The organism is Herbaspirillum sp. Her4 (genome assembly GCF_057961335.1).
The window spans coordinates 4,865,558-4,882,513 of record NZ_CM176330.1; the positions used below are offsets into that span (position 1 = coordinate 4,865,558).

The window sequence follows — 16,956 nt, forward strand, 5'->3', positions numbered from 1 at the left end:
TATCCGCCACGCTGCACACCAAGCCCCAGCCTGTTCAAGCAGGCCGGGGCTTGTGTCGTTTTTGCGTGGCAAGTTCCCGCCTGCGAGGGCATTTTTGCCCGATGTATCCACGCGCTTGATCGGCATCAAAGCCTGCAGAAAGCTTCACGCGTACCTTTCGGACATCCTCACTCGACAGGTAAAACACCGTGAAAAAAATCGTCACCATCACTGCCGCCGTTGCCGCTCTGGCTTCCTCCTTCGCCGCTGCTCCCGTGTTCGCGCAAGAAGCGCAAAGCCCGTGGCTGGTGCGCGTGCGTGCCGTTGATCTGAGCCCGGAAAACAAGTCCGACCCGGTCGGCGGCACCGGCGCCTCGGACCGCATCACCATCAACGAGAAGGTGATTCCGGAACTCGACATCAGCTACTTCTTCACCCCGAACATCGCCGCCGAACTGGTGCTGACCTATCCGCAAAAGCAGGACGTGCGTCTGGACGGCACCAAGATCGGTACCTTCAAGCACCTGCCGCCAACCCTGCTGCTGCAATACCACTTCATGCCTGAAGCAGTCTTCAGCCCCTACGTCGGTGCCGGTATCAACTACACCCGCATCTCCGGCGTGGATCTGGCCAACGGCCTGCAACTGGACAGCAACAGCGTCGGCGGTGCCCTGCAGATCGGTGCCGACTACAAGATCAACAAGAACTGGCTGATCAACTTCGATATCAAGAAGGTGCAGATCTCCAGCGACGTCAAGACTGCTTCCGGCGCCAAGATTTCCAGCGTCAAGATCGACCCGTGGCTGATCGGCGTTGGCGTGGGCTACCGTTTCTAAGGTATTCTTGCCGCACCCAAACGGCGCGATCCGTCATCGATGATGACCGGTCGCGTTGTTTTTTGGGATCCGCGCTAACGTCCCCGCCACCGGTTTCCCGGCCGCCATTTCTTGCAACGCCATCCGCCCTTGCAGCGTTAGCTGGAGCAGTCTCCTGCGGCATGCTCCGCCCGTCCACCGTTTGATAGTAGGAAGAGGTTAATTACGATGTCGACGACTTCGCACCCCAATACCCCGGTCGCGCCCGGCGCGCCGATGCCCCATCGCAAGATCATCCGCTCCTGGGTGATCCCCATCAGCCAGCGCAGCACGGCCATCGCCCTGGCACTGTCGGTGCTGGATTTCTGCCTGTTCGGTGCCAGCCTGGCGGCCATCGTCTGGGCCCCGTGGCTGCTGGCCAAGATCGCGCTGGGCGTGGTCAATGGCTTCATCATCGGCCGCCTGTTCATCCTCGGTCACGATGCCTGCCACCAGGCTTTCACGCCCAGCCGCAAGCTCAATACCTGGCTCGGCCGCCTGTTGTTCATGCCCTCGCTCACGCCCTATAGCCTGTGGGCAGTCGGTCACAATGTGGTGCACCACGGCTATACCAACCTGAAGGGTTTTGATTTCGTCTGGCAGCCGCGCTCGCTGGAAGAATTCCGCGCCCTGCCGCGCTGGCGTCAGCGCCTGGAGCGCATCTACCGCAGCGGCTTCGGTCCCGGCCTGTACTACATGATCGACATGTGGTGGAAGCGCATGTACTTCCCGTCGAAGAAGCAGATGCCCACTCGCCGCGCCGAATTCATGTGGGATGGCGTACTGGTGACCGCCGTCGCCGTCGTCTGGATCGCCGGCCTGGCCTGGGCCGCGCAGGCGACTGAACAATCCTTCTGGACCCTGCTGGTGACCGGTTTTGCGATTCCGCTGCTGTTCTGGAAGGCCATGATCGGCTTCGTGGTGTATGTGCACCATACGCATACCTCGGTGGCCTGGTATGAAGACAAGATCACCTGGGCCGCTGCGCAGCCCTTCGTTTCCACTACCGTGCACCTGACCTTTGGCCGCTACTGGGGTTCGCTGCTGCATCACATCATGGAACACACCGCGCACCACGTGGACATGAGCGTGCCGCTGTATCGCCTCAAGCAAGCCCAGAAGAAACTGGAAACCATGCTGCCCGGCCGTATCGTGATCCAGCGCTTCTCCTGGCGCTGGTACTTCGACACGGCGCGCCGCTGCAAGCTGTATGACTTCAAGCGCCTGTGCTGGACCGACTATCGTGGCCGCCCGACCAGCACTCCGCTGCCATTGCCGGACATGAGCAAGCCTACGGCAGAAGCCTGAACATAAGCCAAGGCAGCCCCATTCAGGAAGCCACGAAGGTTCTGAAGTTTCAACAACAAGACGGTCGCATGGAGGGGCATTCGCGGGTCCCCGGTAACCCCGCGATACCGCCCACTTTCCCCCATCAAGGCCGCTTCTCTTCCACGTACTGTCAGCCGTCGTCATTGGCCGTCAGTTCTGATGTTTTTAGGTGAAATCCGCCATCACACGGTAAGCCTGCCCGCCCTTTCGGGCGCCTACTTGGACCAAGTTTGATCTGGGACAAGAAATGCCGTCTGATTCGGGAATACTGTGCTGCCTATCACGTTCCGCGCACTTAAAATCGAGTCATTCGATTGCCACAAGTCCGCCGGGAACATCGTATGAACCAGCCTTGCCACTCCACTTCGCTCGCCGCTGCCAACAACGCCGCCGCGCCCCTGACCCAATGCTCGCCGCTGACTGCCGCGCGCGAAGCCGCCGCCAGCTCTGCGCTGCGCAGCTGCACCGCCTGCGGCATGCACCAGCTGTGCCTGCCCATGGGCCTGGATGAATCCGACATGAAACGCCTGGACAAGATCATCGGCCGCCGCAAGGTCGCCCGCGATGACTTCCTGTACCGTATCGGCGACCGCTTCACCGCGCTCTACGCCGTGCGTGTGGGCCATTTCAAGACCTATCAGGAAAACCTCGACGGCGACCGCCAGATCACCGGTTTCCAGATGCCTGGCGAACTGCTGGGCATGGATGCCATCAGCACCGAGCAGCATCAATGCGATGCAGTGGCCCTGCAGGACAGTGAAGTCTGCGAGATCCCGTTTGCCCGCCTGGAACAGTTGTTCGGCCAGATCCCGCATCTGCTGCGTCACTTCCATCGCATGATGAGCCACGAGATCACCAGCGAACAGAACGTCATCATGCTGCTGGGGAACATGCGTGCGGAGCAGCGCTTTGCTGCCTTCCTGGTGAATTTGTCTTCACGTTATGCCGCACGCGGCTATTCCTCGACGCGCTTCCAGCTGCGCATGACGCGTCAGGACGTCGGCAACTACCTGGGTCTGACCATCGAAAGCATCAGCCGCCTGATTTCCAAGTTCCGCAAGCAAGGCCTGCTGGCGGTGGAACAACGCGATGTGGAAGTGGTGGACCTGGCCGCGCTCAAGCGCCTGGCGGCCGGCGTCGATGCCTGCACACCGGCACCGGCGGCAGCAGCTACCGCGCGAGCAGCCAGCTGAAGGCTTGCAGGCTTGAAATTGGTGGCAGCACCGACTTCAAGCCAACCCAAGTCAATTCAGTGTTGATTGAAGCGTTCCAGGGCGTTCAGCCCTGGACGTAATGACGTAAGCGCTCTCTCGGCAGGGCACGCGTCAGCCTCACGGCCAGCAGGCCGCAGACGGCGAAACTTCCCCAGAAACAGAAGAACCCGACGGTATAGGCGCCCAGCGCTTCCCATTCGTGGCCGGACACCATGGCCAGCTCCTCGGGATTGAACAGGGAAAAGAACACGCCCTCGGCCGCGATGGCCATCAGGAAAGCCACCCAGACCACGATGGCAAGATTGCGTTGCTGTTTGCGCATGGCTGTCTCCTTGACGCATGAAGTTTCATCCGAAGATGGCCGGTCTTGAAGCCGGCTTCACTCCAGCTTAGCGCATTATTCGGCCGGTGCGTAGGCCTCCGCATTCATTTCGATGCTGCGCTGTTGCGGCCACACCCAGGACCCGTGCAGGCGCCAGCGATGGCTGCTGTCCTCGGCCACCAGGCGCCAGCGTGCCTGCTCCATCTCCGCCAGCGGTACCGAGAAGCTGCCATCGGCGGCCGGACGCACCAGCAGCGTGCGGTCCTTGGCCGGCTGGGTCGGGTGCACCAGGTTCAGCACCAGGGTCTGGCCCTCTTCGCCGACGGCAGGCACCTGGCGCAGCTGCAGGCGGCCGCGCAGCACGGCAGCGGCCGGGTCATAGGCGATGCCGATGGCCGCGCCCAGCCTTTGCGCCTCATGATCGCGGCGCAGGTCCTTGTTGATGGCCTTGCCCTGCTTGTAGTAATCGTCGGCCACCAGGGCATCGGCCCGCGAGATGGCCAGCCAGGCGGTAAAGATCCCCGCTACCACCACTACGGCCGGGCCGGACATCAGCAGCCAGGGCCAGCGGTGGCGGTACCAGGGAGCGGTGTTGCCAAGCTTGGGGGAGATGGTGGTCATGGTTTCCTCTCGATATGAAGTTTGGTTCACGTGTGTTGCAACGCTTGCCGCACTCAGCGGCGCGGCACCAGGAACACGGCCTTCTCGCTGACATGCAGCGCCGGCTGGTCCTCTGCCTGCAATTCGATATGAATCTTGTTGGAGCCGGACTCACCCGCTCCATGCGGCGCCCTCACCCGCACCGGCACCATCAGGGTCTGGGTGGCGGCCAGTTCGATGGGGCCGGCCGGATCGACGGTCAGTCCTTCGATGCCGCTCGCACTGATGCGATAGCGATGGCCGCGCTCATCGGTGTTGATGACTTGCAAGCGGTAGACGTTTTCGATGATGCCGTCCTCCACCTCGCGGCCCATGGAACCGCGATCACGGATCACATCGAGCTTCAGCGGCGTGCGCACCACCAGCGAGCCCAGGAACAGCGCGATCACCGCACCCAGGATGGCGGTGTAGATCAGGATGCGCGGACGGAACAGGCGGCGGCGGATTTCCGGCGTCGAGAAGCCCTGCTCGATGGCGTTCTCGGTGGAATAGCGGATCAGGCCGCGCGGACGGTCGATCTTGTCCATCACGCTGTCACAGGCGTCCACGCAGGCCGCGCAGCCGATGCACATGTATTGCAGGCCCTGGCGGATATCGATGCCGGTCGGGCAGACCTGGACGCACATGGTGCAGTCGATGCAATCGCCCGCCTTGCGTCCCTCCTGCAGCTTGGCGGCCTTGGCCGCAGGCATGCGCGGCTCGCCACGGGCGTTGTCATAGGTGATGATCAGGGAGTCGCGGTCGAACATGGCGCTCTGGAAACGGGCATAGGGGCACATGTACTTGCAGACCTGCTCGCGCATCCAGCCGGCATTGCCATAGGTGGCGAAGGCGTAGAAGGCGATCCAGAAGCTCTCCCACGGGCCCAGCGCAAACTGGCCGATTTCCGGCAGCAACTCGCGTATCGGCGAGAAGTAGCCGACGAAGCTGATGCCGGTCCACAGGGCCAGGCCGCCCCAGGCCAGGTGCTTGGCGGACTTGCGCCAGAGCTTGTCGAACGACCAGGGCTGGCGGTCCAGGCGCATGCGGGCACTGCGGTTGCCTTCGATGCGGCGTTCGATCCACAGGAAGATCTCGGTGTAGACCGTCTGCGGACAGGCGTAGCCGCACCAGACGCGGCCGGCGATGGCCGTGAAGAGGAACAGGCTGAAGGCGCAGATGATCAGCAGCGCGGCCAGCCAGATGAAGTCTTGCGGCCACAGTACCAGGCCGAACAGGTAGAACTTGCGTGAGGCCAGGTCGAACAGCACGGCCTGGCGCTCGTTCCAGTTGATCCACGGCAGTCCGTAGAACACCAGCTGCGTCAGGAATACGCACAGCCAGCGCAGGCTGGCAAAGCGTCCCTGGATCTCGCGCGGGTAGATCTGTTCACGCGCGGCATACATGCGGATGACGGCGTATTCATCCTTGCTCTCCTTCGTCGGCAAATCCTGCTGCGTTCCTGCCTCGGGTGGCGGGTCCCCTTCCTTGCCCTGCCTGGGTGTCATTGCGGCCTTGTTCATGGTCTTGCCTGCTCTGCTTTCGCTCTCTGTCATGCGCCCCTTGGCCGGGCGCGGCCGATATGGCCATCACGAAGAACGCCGGGGCCGCGCAACTCTGTGTCTGCGTCGGCCCCGGCGCGGGTTCAACTGCTCATCGGGGCCTACTTGGCCTCCGCATTGCTGGGCTTGTTGGACAAGCTCCAGACATAGGCCGCCAGTACGTGCACCTTGGGTTCACCGAGGAATTCGCCAAACGCCGGCATGGTGTTGTCGCGGCCCTTGTTGATGGTCTCCTTGATGGTGTCGATGCTGCCGCCATAGAGCCAGATCTTGTCGGACAGGTTGGGCGCGCCCAGGGCCTGGTTGCCCACACCGCCAGGGCCGTGGCAAGCCATGCAGGCGGCAAACTTGGACTTGCCCAGTTCGGCCTTGATCGGATCATGGGCCGAATTGGACAGGCTCAGCACATAGTTGGCGACGTTGTCGACATCCTTGTCGGTACCCACCGCCGCAGCCATGGGCGGCATGACGCCGTGACGGCCCTTGAGGATGGTTTCCTTGATGATCTCGGGCGTGCCGCCATGCAGCCAGTCGTTGTCGGTCAAGTTGGGGAAGCCCTTGTTGCCGCGCGCATCCGAACCGTGGCACTGCGCGCAGTAGGTCAGGAACAGGCGCTCGCCGATGGCATGGGCCTGCGGGTCGGCGGCCACCACCTTCAGGTCCTTCTTGAGGTAGCTGTCGAAGAGCGGTCCGTACTTGGCTTCGGCCTGCTTGACGTCGGCATCATGCTCGCCGGTCGAACGCCAGCCCAGGGTACCGGGCAGGTTGCCCAGGCCCGGATAGGCGATCAGGTAGCCCACCGAGAAGATGATGGTGATGTAGAACAGCCACATCCACCAGCGCGGCAGCGGGTTGTTCAGTTCGGTCAGGTCGTCGTCCCAGACGTGGCCGGTGGTCGAACCGGCAACCGGCTGGTCGCCCTTCTTGACCTTCCAGCTCGACTGCTGCCACAGCAGCAGCGCGCAACCGGCGATGCCCAGCACGGTCAGGACGATGATCCAGATGTTCCAGAAACCACTGGTGAAATCAGCCATGACGCACCTCCTTGTCGCTGCTGTCGGCAGCGGGCTGGCCGATGTCGCCGTCGGCGAAGGGGATCATCTCGGCTTGCTTGAAATCAGCGGGCTTGTGGCCGACATAGGTCCACCACAGGATGCCGGCAAAGGTGATGAAGCTGATCAGCGTGATCAGGCTGCGTGGGTCGGTCAACATTTCAATCATGATCTTATCTCTCCGCCTTGATCAGGATGCCCAGGCCTTGCAGGTAGGCGATCAGCGCATCCTGTTCGGTCTTGCCGGCCAGTTCGGCCGGGGCATTCTTGATGTCTTCTTCGGTGTACGGGTCGCCGATGCGCTTCAATGCCTTCATGCGCGAGACGATGTCGTAGTTGTCCAGCTTGGCCTGCTCCAGCCACGGGTAGGCCGGCATGTTGGACTCCGGTACCACGTCACGCGGGTTGTGCAGGTGGGCGCGATGCCATTCATCGCTGTAGCGGGCACCGACGCGGGCCAGGTCCGGGCCGGTACGCTTGGAACCCCACTGGAAGGGGTGGTCATAGACCGACTCGCCGGCTACCGAGTAGTGGCCATAACGCTCGGTCTCGGCGCGCAGCGGGCGGATCATCTGCGAGTGGCAGTTGTAGCAGCCCTCGCGGATGTAAACGTCGCGGCCAGCCAGGCGCAGGGCCGAATAAGGCTTGAGGCCGGCGATCGGTTCGGTGGTCGATTTCTGGAAGAACAGCGGCACGATCTCGGCCAGGCCACCCACACTGACCACCAGCAGCACCAGGCCAATGAGCAGCCAGGGGTTCTTCTCAATCCATTCATGCGAAAACTTCATACTTTCCCCCAATCAGTGCGCAGCGTTGGTCACGGCAGGAATCGGTGCGACAGCCAGTTCGGTGCCGCGCATGGTGCGCCAGGTGTTGTAGGCCATCACCAGCATGCCGGACAGGTACATCAGGCCGCCCATCAGACGAATGATGTAATACGGGTAGGTTGCCTTGACCCCTTCGACGAAGCTGTAGGTCAGGGTGCCGTCGGCATTGACTGCACGCCACATCAGGCCTTGCATCACGCCGGCGATCCACATGGCGGCGATGTAGAGCACGATGCCGATGGTGGCGACCCAGAAGTGGATCTCGATCAGGTCCTTGCTCCACATCTGGGTCTTGCCGGACAGGCGCGGGATCAGGTAATACATCGCCCCCATGGTGACGAAGCCGACCCAGCCCAGGGCACCGGAGTGCACGTGGCCGATGGTCCAGTCGGTGTAGTGGGACAAGGCGTTGACGGTCTTGATGGCCATCATCGGACCTTCGAAGGTGGACATGCCGTAGAAGGACAGCGAGACCACCAGGAACTTCAGGATGGGATCGGTGCGCAACTGGTGCCAGGCGCCCGACATGGTCATCATGCCGTTGATCATGCCGCCCCAGGACGGTGCCAGCAGGATCAGCGAGAACACCATGCCCAGCGACTGGGTCCAGTCAGGCAATGCGGTGTAGTGCAGGTGGTGCGGACCGGCCCACATGTAGGTGAAGATCAGTGCCCAGAAGTGCACGATCGACAGGCGGTAGGAATAGACCGGACGGTTGACCTGCTTGGGGATGAAGTAATACATCATGCCCAGGAAGCCGGCGGTCAGGAAGAAGCCCACCGCGTTGTGGCCGTACCACCACTGGATCATGGCATCCTGTGCGCCGCTGTACATCGAGTACGACTTGGTCAGCGTGGCCGGCATGGTCATGCCGTTGACGATGTGCAGGATGGCCACGGCGATGATGAAGGCACCGTAGAACCAGTTGGCCACATAGATGTGCTTGACCTTGCGCTTGACGAGGGTGCCGAAGAACACCACGGCGTAGGCCACCCAGACGACGGCGATCAGGATGGTGATGGGCCATTCCAGCTCGGCGTATTCCTTGCCGCGAGTCAGTCCCATTGGCAGCGTGATGGCTGCACCGACGATCACCAGCTGCCAGCCCCAGAAGGTGAAGGCCGCCAGGAAGTCGGAGAACAGCCGCACCTGGCAGGTGCGCTGCACGACGTAATACGAGGTTGCCATCAGCGCGCAGCCGCCGAAGGCAAAGATCACTGCATTGGTATGCAAGGGACGTAGCCGGCCGAAGCTCAGCCAGGGAATCCCCATGTTCAATTCGGGCCATGCCAGCTGGGCGGCAATGATCACGCCGACCAGCATACCGACTACGCCCCACAGGATGGTCGCCACGGTGAATTGGCGCACAACCGTGTAGTTGTAGCTATTTTCTTTGCTCACGAAACTCTCCCCACTTTGTTGAGTACTGTTCAATACGAGCTTACGGGGCAAGCCTCCGGGGGGCATTGACGTGTATCAAGTGGAAAGAGAGCCAAAGAAAAATGCAGGCAATTGCGGCGTTATTTGCACGAACGGGCAGGCGCGAGAGCAGCTCAGGCGGGATCGTGCCGGTCCTGCTGCGGGGCAATGTCGTCGTCGTGGAGGATGCGCATGGCCGGTCCTTCGAGATCATCGAACTGACCGCTGTCGGAGGCGCGGAAGAACACCCAGATCGCCAGGAAGACCAGCAAGGTACTGAGTGGAATGAGGAGATAGAGCGCTTCCATCAGGCCCCTCCCGCCAGCGCTGGCTGGACCGCTGGAGCACTTGCCGGCATCTGCCGTGCCGCGCTCGTGGCACGGCTCAGGCGCAGTGCATTGCCGACCACCAGCAGCGAACTGGCCGACATGCCCACCGCCGACATCCACGGATCAAGCAGCCCGAAGGCCGCTGCCGGAATGGCGAGGAAGTTGTAGACGCTGGCCCACACCAGGTTCTGGCGCACGATGCGCATGGTCCGGCGGGCCATCTGCGCACATTGCGCGACGGCCGACAGGCGATCACTCATGATGACGGCATCCGCACTGACCTGGGCCAGAGCCGCACCTTTGCCCATCGCGAAGGAGACATCGCCTGCGCGCAGCATGGCGGCGTCATTGATACCATCGCCGACGATGGCCACCACCGCCCCGCCCTGCTGCAATTGGCGCACCACCTCCAGCTTGCGTTGCGGCGTGCAGCCGGCGATCACTTCGTCGATACCGACGGCCGCTGCTACCTCGGCGCAGACCTCGGGCTGGTCACCGCTCAGGAGGATCACCCGCAAACCCTGCGCACGGAACGCAGCCACGGTATCCACGGCATCCGCACGCAATGCATCGGCCAGGTCGAAGCGCGCCAGCCAACCTTGGCTGTTGCCCAGATAGACCGAACCGGCCGCTGCCGCAGCGGGCTGGTTCAGTTCGGCAGGCATGGATTCTCCTGCGATCTCGGCCACGAAGCGGCGCGCGCCCAGGCGATACGGAACACCGTCGATGAGACAGTGCATGCCCGCCCCCGTGACGGAGCCGAGTTCGGCGACGTCGCAAGCTGCACTGCCGCGACGGTCGGCCTCCTCCACCAGCGCCTTGGCCAGCGGATGCAGACTGCCGCGCTCCATGGCGGCGGCGACCGACAGGGCCTGCGCCTGGGGAATGCAGCTCCACAACGCCGTCATCTGCGGCCGGCCTTGCGTGAGCGTGCCGGTCTTGTCGAAAAGGATGGTATCGGCACGCTGCAAGGTCTCCAGCACGTTGCCGCGCACGACCAGCGTGCCTTCGCGCAGCAGGCGGTCGGTGGCGGCAGCCAGGGCCGATGGCGTGGCCAGCGACAGCGCGCAAGGGCAGGACACCACCAGCACCGCAATCGCGGTAGCCCAGGCGCGCGCCGGATCGATCAGATGCCAGGCAATGAAAGTGATCGCCGCCAGCAGCAGCAAGGCCACCACGAAGCGCGAGGCCACGATGTCGGCCCACTGCGCCAGTGCCGGCTTGCCCTGTCCGGCCTGCTCCGCCAGACGGGTAATGGCCGCGAGCGTACTCTCGCGCGTGGTGCGCACCACGCGCAGCAGCACCGGCTGGCTCAGGTTGACCGCGCCGCCGGCCGCTTCCTGACCGGGCTGGAAAGCTTGCGGACGGCTTTCGCCTGACAGCAGCGCCAGGTCCAGTTCAGCCACGCCTTCGAGCAGACAGGCGTCGGCGGCGATGGTGTCACCGGGGCGAGCCAAGATCACGTCACCGGCCTGCAATTGGCTGGCGGCCACCAGCGTCGTCTCACGTTGCAGCGGATACCCGCGCAGTACCAGCGCCGACGCCGGGAAAGCCTGTTGCATGCGCTCCAGCGCGGCCGCCGATTTGCGCCGCGCGGCAGTCTCAAGGTAGCGGCTGGCCAGCAGCAGGAAAATGAACATGCTCACGCTGTCGAACCAGATCTCGCCCTCGCCGCGCCAGGTGGCGATGGCGCTGCCGGTGAAGGCCGCAGCAATGCCGATCGCCACCGGCAGGTCCATGCCCGGCGCACGCGCCCGCAGTCCTGCCCAGGCACCTGTGAAGAACGGCAAGGCCGAATAGAACACCGCCGGAATGGTCAGGAACAGACTGGCCCAGCGCATCAGCGCCATCATGTCGGGATCGATGCCTTCATGCGTCATGTAGACCGGGATGGCATACATCATCACCTGCATCATCGACAGCCCGGCGATGAACAACTGGCGGAACAGGCGGCGGCCGGCGCGGCGCGCCTGCTCGCCCTGGCGCAGCGGATCAAAGGGATAGGCCGTATAACCCAGGCCGTGCAGGCCGCGCAGGATGGTGGAAGTAGAACAGCGCGCAGGATCGCGGCGGATATGCAGGCGCGCACTGGCCACGTTGAGTTCGGCCATGTCGATGCCGGGCATCCGGGCCAGGTATTTCTCGATCAGCCAGACGCAGGCGGCGCAGCGCAAGCCATCGATGGAAAGCACCAGTTCCTGCGCGTGGTCCCCTGCGTCAGAAACTTCACTATCGGCTGTCTGCACGGGCAGATCCACCAGGGCCAGCTCTGGCGGCAGCAACTGTTCTGGATCGATGCGGGCAGAGGGAACGGTCCGCCGCAGGTAGAAATCTTCACATCCGCTCTCGACGATGAGCCGGGCCACGCTCTGGCAGCCCACGCAGCACAGGGTCCGGTTGAGCCCACCAATGTCCAGCGTCCAGGACTCCCCCGCCGGCACCGTCTGGCCGCAATGGAAACACAGGTTCGCCGCATCACTCCCGTCGTTGTGCATGCTCATCCTCCGTGCACCGGACTGACACAGAACACGTCGATCCAGCCGCGCGCAATGCCCAGGCCGCCAATCTCGGCGGCACGCAGCAAACCCAACAACCCGAAGGCCAAGACGATCACGCCGGCGCTGCGCCGCACCCAAGGGCGCGTAGCCAACTGGCGCAAGCGTGCACCGGACATGCCGGCCACCAGCAGCACCGGCAAAGTGCCCGCCCCGAAGGCCAGCATGGTCAGCGCGCCTTGCACGGCGCTGCCGGCCATGAGGGCGGTGAGCAAGGCGCTGTAGACCATCCCGCACGGCAGCCAGCCCCACAGGCTGCCCAGCAGCAGCGCCTTGACCGGCGTATCCACTGGCACCAGCCGCGCTGCATGGGGACGCAGTCGGGACCAAAGACCGCTACCCCATTGCTCCATGCGGGACAGGCCGCTCCACCACTGGGTGAGGTACAGCCCCAGCAGGATCAGGACAAGATTGGTGATGACGTAGGCCACCGTCTGCGCCGGTGCCAGCCAGCCCAGCACATCGGCACCGCGCAGCAGGCCGGCGGCGATGCCGCCGGCCAGTGCGCCGGCCAGCGCGTAGCTGGACAGGCGACCGAGGTTGTAGCCCAGCACGCGCACCAGATCCTGCCCGAAGGCCTGGACCTGGGCAGAGCCGGCGACATGAAGGGGAATGATGCGATGCGCAGCACGCCCCGGCGCTGCGGCCATGGCCAGCGCCTGGGTAGCGACCGCCGGGGCACGCGGCGGCGCGGCTGAACTGAGCGCACCGATGATGCCGCCGCACATGCCGATGCAGTGGACGCTGCCCATCAGGCCTACCAGGAAGATCGGCAGCAGGTTCATCGACGCGCCCCGCTCACACGGTCTGCGAATAACGCTGTGGTGTGTCCTTGTTCTGGCTTGCGGCTTTTTCGCGGTCCTGGTTCAGGTAGCGGTCAAACACCATGCAGATGTTGCGGATCAGCAGACGGCCCTTGGGCTCGACCGTGATCCATTCGGGTTCGATATTGATGAGGCCGTCCTCTTCCAGTTGCTTCAGCTTTTCCATCTCCGGTGCGAAGTATTCGCGGAAGACGATGGGATAGGCGATCTCCAGCGAATTGATCGACAGCTCGAAATTGCACATCAGCCGCTGGATGATGAGACGGCGCAGCACGTCGTCCATGCCCAGCTGGATGCCGCGGGCGATGGGGAGCGTGGAATTTTCCAGGCGGGCGTAATAGCCGTCCAGGGTCTTTTCATTCTGGCTGTAGCTGCCGCCCACGGCGCTGATGGCCGAGACGCCGCACGCGACCAGGTCGGTCTCCGAATGGGTGGAGTAGCCCTGGAAATTGCGATGCAGGCGGCCCTGCTGCTGGGCGATGGCGAGATCGTCAGTGGGCTTGGCGAAGTGATCCATGCCGATGTAGACGTAACCGGCGCCGGTCAGCTGGCGGATGCACAGCGAGAGCATGTCCAGCTTGCTGTCGGCGCTGGGCAGGTCTTCTTCCTTGATCTGGCGCTGGGTCTTGAACAGCGCCGGCATGTGCGCATAGTTGTAGACAGCGATGCGGTCCGGGCTGGCGGCAATGACCTTGGCCAGCGTGCGCGACATCGACATCACGTTCTGCTTGGGCAGCCCGTAGATCAGGTCGATGCTGACCGAGCGGAAGCCGGCTTCACGCGCGGCAGCGATGATCTGCAGGGTCTGTTCTTCGGATTGCACACGATTGACCGCCAGCTGGACTTCCGGATCGAAATCCTGCACGCCGAGGCTGATGCGGTTGAAGCCCTGCTCGCGCAGCTTGTGGACACGCGCCACCGACACCGTGCGCGGATCGATCTCGATCGAATACTCACCGACGTGATCCGGAGCCAGCGTGAAGCTGTGGCGGATATGGTTCATCAGGTCCGACATCTGCTCGTCCGAGAGATAAGTCGGCGTACCGCCACCGAAGTGCAGCTGCTCGACCTGGTTCATGCCGGAGAAAAGCGAGCCCTGCATGCTGATCTCGCGCTTGAGGTAGCTCAGGTAGAGCGCGGCCTTGGCGCGGTTCTTGGTGACGATCTTGTTGCAGGCGCAGTAATAGCAGATGGTGTCGCAGAACGGGATGTGCAGGTACAGCGACAGCGCCCGCCAGGCGCTCATGTTGCGGCGGTCGGAGACCGCATGCAGGTAGTCGGTGACGGCGAAGTCACTCGAAAAGCGATCTGCCGTGGGATAGGACGTGTAACGCGGACCACGCTGGTCCATTTTGCGCAGGACGGCCTTGTTCATGCCGGCGAGACTGGCGGATGGATGCAGGATGGACGGATGGGCGACTTGCATGCGATGCTCCTGGCCGGCTGCCACGCCGGACTGACGCGGCGCGCACATGCGCTGGGCCGCGAGCCCACCGGGCGAGCTGGTATTGACTGGAGCTTGCAGAATAGACAGATCACTGCAGGACCGCATTGATGTGCATCAAAGGGGCAGGACCTGTTGCCAGAGTGGCATCTACAGCAAGCCTGAAACCGCCGTCTGTGGTGCCAATGTCACGCGGCGTCTTCGTCCTGCCGCTTTTTGATTGCATTTCGGTATTGTCGCGCTTTACAGAGCGATGCGCCAAACCCTAGGCTGCGATGGACGGCATCTGACCGTCTTTCATCTTCAATCCCGGGGGATTTCTTCGTGCACCGTTTCCAACTTTCCTGCGCTTGTCTCATCAGCCTGGCTGCCCTTGGCAGCACCGCCCAGGCCGCCAATCTCGGCCTCAGTGGCGAACTCGGCACTACCGGCGTGGGCGTCCACCTGAGCGTGCCGCTGGCGCAACAGCTCAATGCCCGCTTCGGGGTCAACTATTTTGATTATTCCTTCAACTCCAGCACCAATGATGTGAACTACGATGCCAAAGCCAAGCTGCGCACCTTCGATGCGCTGCTGGACTGGTTCCCGTTCGACAACGGCTTCCGTCTCTCCGGCGGCGTGGTCTACAACGGCAACAAGATCGACGCCACCGGCAAACCCAAGGCCAACGGCATCTATACCATCAATGGCAACGTCTATACCGCTTCACAGGCAGGCCAGGTCGATGGCCGCATCGATTTCAAGAAGTTCGCGCCCTACGTGGGCCTGGGCTGGGGCAACGCAGTCGCCCCGGCCAAGCCGGGCTGGGGCTTCACGGCCGACCTGGGCGTGATGTTCCAGGGCAATGCCTCGACTTCGGTCAGCAACTCCGGCTGCAACGCCCCCGCCGCAATCTGCGCACGCCTGGCCACCGACGTGGCGGCCGAAAACGCCCAGCTCAGCGACAAGGTGCATGGCTACAACCTGTATCCGGTGCTGCGGGTGGGCGTGAGCTATCAGTTCTGATTGTGCTCTTCGGCCTTGCGGGCCGATCCGTAACAGGCCCGCAAGGCGCGATAGTCGTAGTAATGGCTGCCCGGCGAAAGCCGCGCAGCATCGCAGTCCGGCTTGAAATCCATCTCCGCTTCGTTGTACAGCAGGCGCACCACGGTGCGGCCTGCGGCATTGGCGAACATTTCCCATTGCAGGTTGGCAGCCATCGGCGCAATCTGCGCACCACGCCAGCCATTGCTGGCCGGGGCATAGGGTTCGCGCTCAGCCACCTGCTGCGATGCGCCGGGCAGGCCCAGCAGCGCAGCCAGCGGGATCACGATCTCGGCGTGGGCGAACCGCAGCTTGGCCAGATGGCGGCGCTGACCGCGTTCAATGGCATCGGCCTCATCAAAAAAATCCTGCAGCAGGATGCGCGCCATGCGCCAGGTCACATCGCCCTGCTCCACCATGCCCGGCCCCTTGCTGTAGAAGTCTTCAGCATCTTCAGCCTCGGCGTAACGCTGCGCCGCCAACGGCGGCATGAATCGTTCAAACTCCTTCACATCGCTGCCAGCCTGCTCCAGTTCGCTGCGCATGCCGGCACTGATGGCATAAAGGTCATACAGCGCCCAGGCGGCCTGCAAGCCGTTGCCGATCACGCTGCGGCCATCGCCGGTCAGCGTGTTGGTGTAACGGCCATCGGCGCTGGTAAATGTCAGCGTGCCGCTGTTGCTGAAACGGTATCTCCCCTGCCCCAGCCGGCTCAGAAAATCCGGCTTGAACAGCCGTGCCAGGACCACATCGGCCACCTCCTGCAAGCGCGGATCCTGCCGGATGCGGGCCAGTTGCGCCTGTAAGGCCGGACTGCGGGCATAAGCCTGGTAGGCCTGGCTGTCGCGCCAGGTCTGCAGGCGCAGCGCCTGCTGAGCATCCGCGCCGGAGTTCTCTGCCGGCGGCGTCTTGGGCAAACGGTGGAAATACAGCAGATAGGCATCGCTGGACGGCCCCTGCACCTGGTCGCGCAGACCAGGGCGGACCACCAGCAGCGCCCGGGTGAAGGCCTCGGCACTGTCCACTGCGCGATCCTTGCCGGAACTGACCACGACCACCGCGCGCCCGGCGCTGCCGGCCTGATCGAACAAGCCGGGCAGGCGCTGCACCATCCGGTGCGCCAGATCGGCATGCTCCTGCAAGCCGGCCCGGGTCTCGTTGCCATAGCCGGGCTGGCTGATGCCTGGCACCCCGGCCCCCAGCAGGAAGTTGGCGCGCAGCATGGCCTGCAAGGCCGGTCCCAGTTCGCGGCCCAACGGGGTCAGCGCATCCTCCTGTTCGGCTTGCTGCCACAGTCGATACAAGGCCAGATCGGATTTCATCCCTGTCAGGCCGCGTGATCCATGGCGCGCCAGCAGTTGCGTGAACACCGGTTCATATCCAGGCGGAACCGGCTCCAGGCTGGCCATCGTCTGGCGTGGTGCGTAGGGGGTCTTGGTCTGGCGATCATCACGATCGGCGGCCTGCGCCAGGCTGGCGGCCAGCAGCAAGCCGGTCAGCCAGACACAGGCCCTTGCGGGCTGATTGGAGAACAGGCCACCGATCATGTTGTTTCATCCTTTCCGAATCAGGAAAACCTTGGCA

Annotated in this window: 16 protein-coding genes; 4 read left to right on the forward strand and 12 right to left on the reverse strand. The window is 63.4% G+C overall.

What is annotated here, in order from left to right:
- Positions 1-188: 188 nt before the first annotated feature.
- The 3 genes from ACWFUC_RS21975 (at position 189) to fnr (ending at position 3,355) form a co-directional block, all read left to right on the forward strand.
- Entirely contained in the window at positions 189-815 is a 627-nt protein-coding gene (locus tag ACWFUC_RS21975; RefSeq protein WP_489623279.1) for an OmpW/AlkL family protein, read from the forward strand.
- A gap of 255 nt (positions 816-1,070) precedes the next feature.
- Positions 1,071-2,141 carry a fatty acid desaturase gene (locus ACWFUC_RS21980; RefSeq protein ID WP_134224132.1) on the forward strand — a complete coding sequence of 357 codons (1,071 nt, stop codon included), beginning with the start codon at positions 1,071-1,073 and terminating at the stop codon, positions 2,139-2,141.
- Between the two features lie 362 nt (positions 2,142-2,503).
- Positions 2,504-3,355: a fumarate/nitrate reduction transcriptional regulator Fnr gene (gene fnr, locus ACWFUC_RS21985; RefSeq protein ID WP_039784830.1), complete on the forward strand. Its 852-nt coding sequence runs from the start codon at positions 2,504-2,506 to the stop codon at positions 3,353-3,355.
- Between the two features lie 85 nt (positions 3,356-3,440).
- On the opposite strand, the gene ACWFUC_RS21990 is transcribed toward fnr, so the two are convergent.
- The 11 genes from ACWFUC_RS21990 to hemN all read right to left on the reverse strand — a co-directional run bounded on the left by ACWFUC_RS21990 (position 3,441) and on the right by hemN (position 14,331).
- On the reverse strand, positions 3,441-3,698 hold the full coding sequence (locus ACWFUC_RS21990) for a hypothetical protein (RefSeq protein ID WP_039784829.1): 258 nt from the start codon (positions 3,696-3,698) through the stop codon (positions 3,441-3,443).
- 75 nt (positions 3,699-3,773) lie between these two features.
- Positions 3,774-4,319: a FixH family protein gene (locus tag ACWFUC_RS21995; protein WP_489623280.1), complete on the reverse strand. Its 546-nt coding sequence runs from the start codon at positions 4,317-4,319 to the stop codon at positions 3,774-3,776.
- Positions 4,320-4,372: 53 nt separating this feature from the next.
- A complete protein-coding gene (ccoG, locus tag ACWFUC_RS22000; protein ID WP_489623281.1) occupies positions 4,373-5,860 on the reverse strand; it encodes a cytochrome c oxidase accessory protein CcoG in 1,488 nt (495 codons plus the stop codon).
- Between the two features lie 140 nt (positions 5,861-6,000).
- Positions 6,001-6,933: a cytochrome-c oxidase, cbb3-type subunit III gene (ccoP, locus tag ACWFUC_RS22005; protein WP_039784826.1), complete on the reverse strand. Its 933-nt coding sequence runs from the start codon at positions 6,931-6,933 to the stop codon at positions 6,001-6,003.
- Positions 6,926-7,120 (reverse strand): cbb3-type cytochrome oxidase subunit 3, encoded by a 195-nt coding sequence (locus tag ACWFUC_RS22010; protein ID WP_121042212.1) that lies wholly within the window; start codon positions 7,118-7,120, stop codon positions 6,926-6,928. The genes ccoP and ACWFUC_RS22010 overlap by 8 nt, the downstream gene beginning before the upstream one ends.
- A 4-nt stretch (positions 7,121-7,124) precedes the next feature.
- Entirely contained in the window at positions 7,125-7,739 is a 615-nt protein-coding gene (gene ccoO, locus ACWFUC_RS22015) for a cytochrome-c oxidase, cbb3-type subunit II (protein ID WP_039784824.1), read from the reverse strand.
- Between the two features lie 12 nt (positions 7,740-7,751).
- Positions 7,752-9,179 (reverse strand): cytochrome-c oxidase, cbb3-type subunit I, encoded by a 1,428-nt coding sequence (gene ccoN, locus ACWFUC_RS22020; RefSeq protein ID WP_134222906.1) that lies wholly within the window; start codon positions 9,177-9,179, stop codon positions 7,752-7,754.
- 152 nt (positions 9,180-9,331) lie between these two features.
- On the reverse strand, positions 9,332-9,505 hold the full coding sequence (gene ccoS / locus ACWFUC_RS22025) for a cbb3-type cytochrome oxidase assembly protein CcoS (protein WP_489623282.1): 174 nt from the start codon (positions 9,503-9,505) through the stop codon (positions 9,332-9,334).
- Positions 9,505-12,021 carry a heavy metal translocating P-type ATPase gene (locus ACWFUC_RS22030; protein ID WP_489623283.1) on the reverse strand — a complete coding sequence of 839 codons (2,517 nt, stop codon included), beginning with the start codon at positions 12,019-12,021 and terminating at the stop codon, positions 9,505-9,507. Before ACWFUC_RS22030 ends, ccoS begins: the two co-directional genes overlap by 1 nt.
- A gap of 2 nt (positions 12,022-12,023) precedes the next feature.
- Positions 12,024-12,866 carry a sulfite exporter TauE/SafE family protein gene (locus ACWFUC_RS22035; RefSeq protein ID WP_489623284.1) on the reverse strand — a complete coding sequence of 281 codons (843 nt, stop codon included), beginning with the start codon at positions 12,864-12,866 and terminating at the stop codon, positions 12,024-12,026.
- A gap of 13 nt (positions 12,867-12,879) precedes the next feature.
- Entirely contained in the window at positions 12,880-14,331 is a 1,452-nt protein-coding gene (gene hemN, locus ACWFUC_RS22040; RefSeq protein ID WP_121042220.1) for an oxygen-independent coproporphyrinogen III oxidase, read from the reverse strand.
- Positions 14,332-14,799: 468 nt separating this feature from the next.
- Between hemN and ACWFUC_RS22045 the strand changes: the two genes are divergently transcribed.
- Positions 14,800-15,354, forward strand: a complete 555-nt coding sequence (locus ACWFUC_RS22045) for an AsmA family protein (protein WP_134224133.1) — start codon at positions 14,800-14,802, stop codon at positions 15,352-15,354.
- Here ACWFUC_RS22045 and ACWFUC_RS22050 read toward each other — a convergent pair.
- Positions 15,345-16,919 (reverse strand): histidine-type phosphatase, encoded by a 1,575-nt coding sequence (locus ACWFUC_RS22050; RefSeq protein WP_489623285.1) that lies wholly within the window; start codon positions 16,917-16,919, stop codon positions 15,345-15,347. The two genes, ACWFUC_RS22045 and ACWFUC_RS22050, sit on opposite strands and share 10 nt — an antisense overlap.
- Between the last annotated feature and the right edge of the window lie 37 nt (positions 16,920-16,956).

What these genes read in the sequence shown, in the direction of transcription:
- ccoG (WP_489623281.1), bottom strand. Translation starts at nt 5,860, where the DNA reads ATGAACAAGGCCGCAATGACACCCAGGCAGGGCAAGGAAGGGGACCCG.
- ccoO (WP_039784824.1), bottom strand. Translation starts at nt 7,739, where the DNA reads ATGAAGTTTTCGCATGAATGGATTGAGAAGAACCCCTGGCTGCTCATT.
- ccoP (WP_039784826.1), bottom strand. Translation starts at nt 6,933, where the DNA reads ATGGCTGATTTCACCAGTGGTTTCTGGAACATCTGGATCATCGTCCTG.
- ACWFUC_RS22050 (WP_489623285.1), bottom strand. Translation starts at nt 16,919, where the DNA reads ATGATCGGTGGCCTGTTCTCCAATCAGCCCGCAAGGGCCTGTGTCTGG.
- ACWFUC_RS21995 (WP_489623280.1), bottom strand. Translation starts at nt 4,319, where the DNA reads ATGACCACCATCTCCCCCAAGCTTGGCAACACCGCTCCCTGGTACCGC.
- fnr (WP_039784830.1), top strand. Translation starts at nt 2,504, where the DNA reads ATGAACCAGCCTTGCCACTCCACTTCGCTCGCCGCTGCCAACAACGCC.
- ACWFUC_RS22010 (WP_121042212.1), bottom strand. Translation starts at nt 7,120, where the DNA reads ATGATTGAAATGTTGACCGACCCACGCAGCCTGATCACGCTGATCAGC.
- ACWFUC_RS22030 (WP_489623283.1), bottom strand. Translation starts at nt 12,021, where the DNA reads ATGCACAACGACGGGAGTGATGCGGCGAACCTGTGTTTCCATTGCGGC.
- ACWFUC_RS21990 (WP_039784829.1), bottom strand. Translation starts at nt 3,698, where the DNA reads ATGCGCAAACAGCAACGCAATCTTGCCATCGTGGTCTGGGTGGCTTTC.
- ccoS (WP_489623282.1), bottom strand. Translation starts at nt 9,505, where the DNA reads ATGGAAGCGCTCTATCTCCTCATTCCACTCAGTACCTTGCTGGTCTTC.
- ACWFUC_RS22035 (WP_489623284.1), bottom strand. Translation starts at nt 12,866, where the DNA reads ATGAACCTGCTGCCGATCTTCCTGGTAGGCCTGATGGGCAGCGTCCAC.
- hemN (WP_121042220.1), bottom strand. Translation starts at nt 14,331, where the DNA reads ATGCAAGTCGCCCATCCGTCCATCCTGCATCCATCCGCCAGTCTCGCC.
- ACWFUC_RS21980 (WP_134224132.1), top strand. Translation starts at nt 1,071, where the DNA reads ATGCCCCATCGCAAGATCATCCGCTCCTGGGTGATCCCCATCAGCCAG.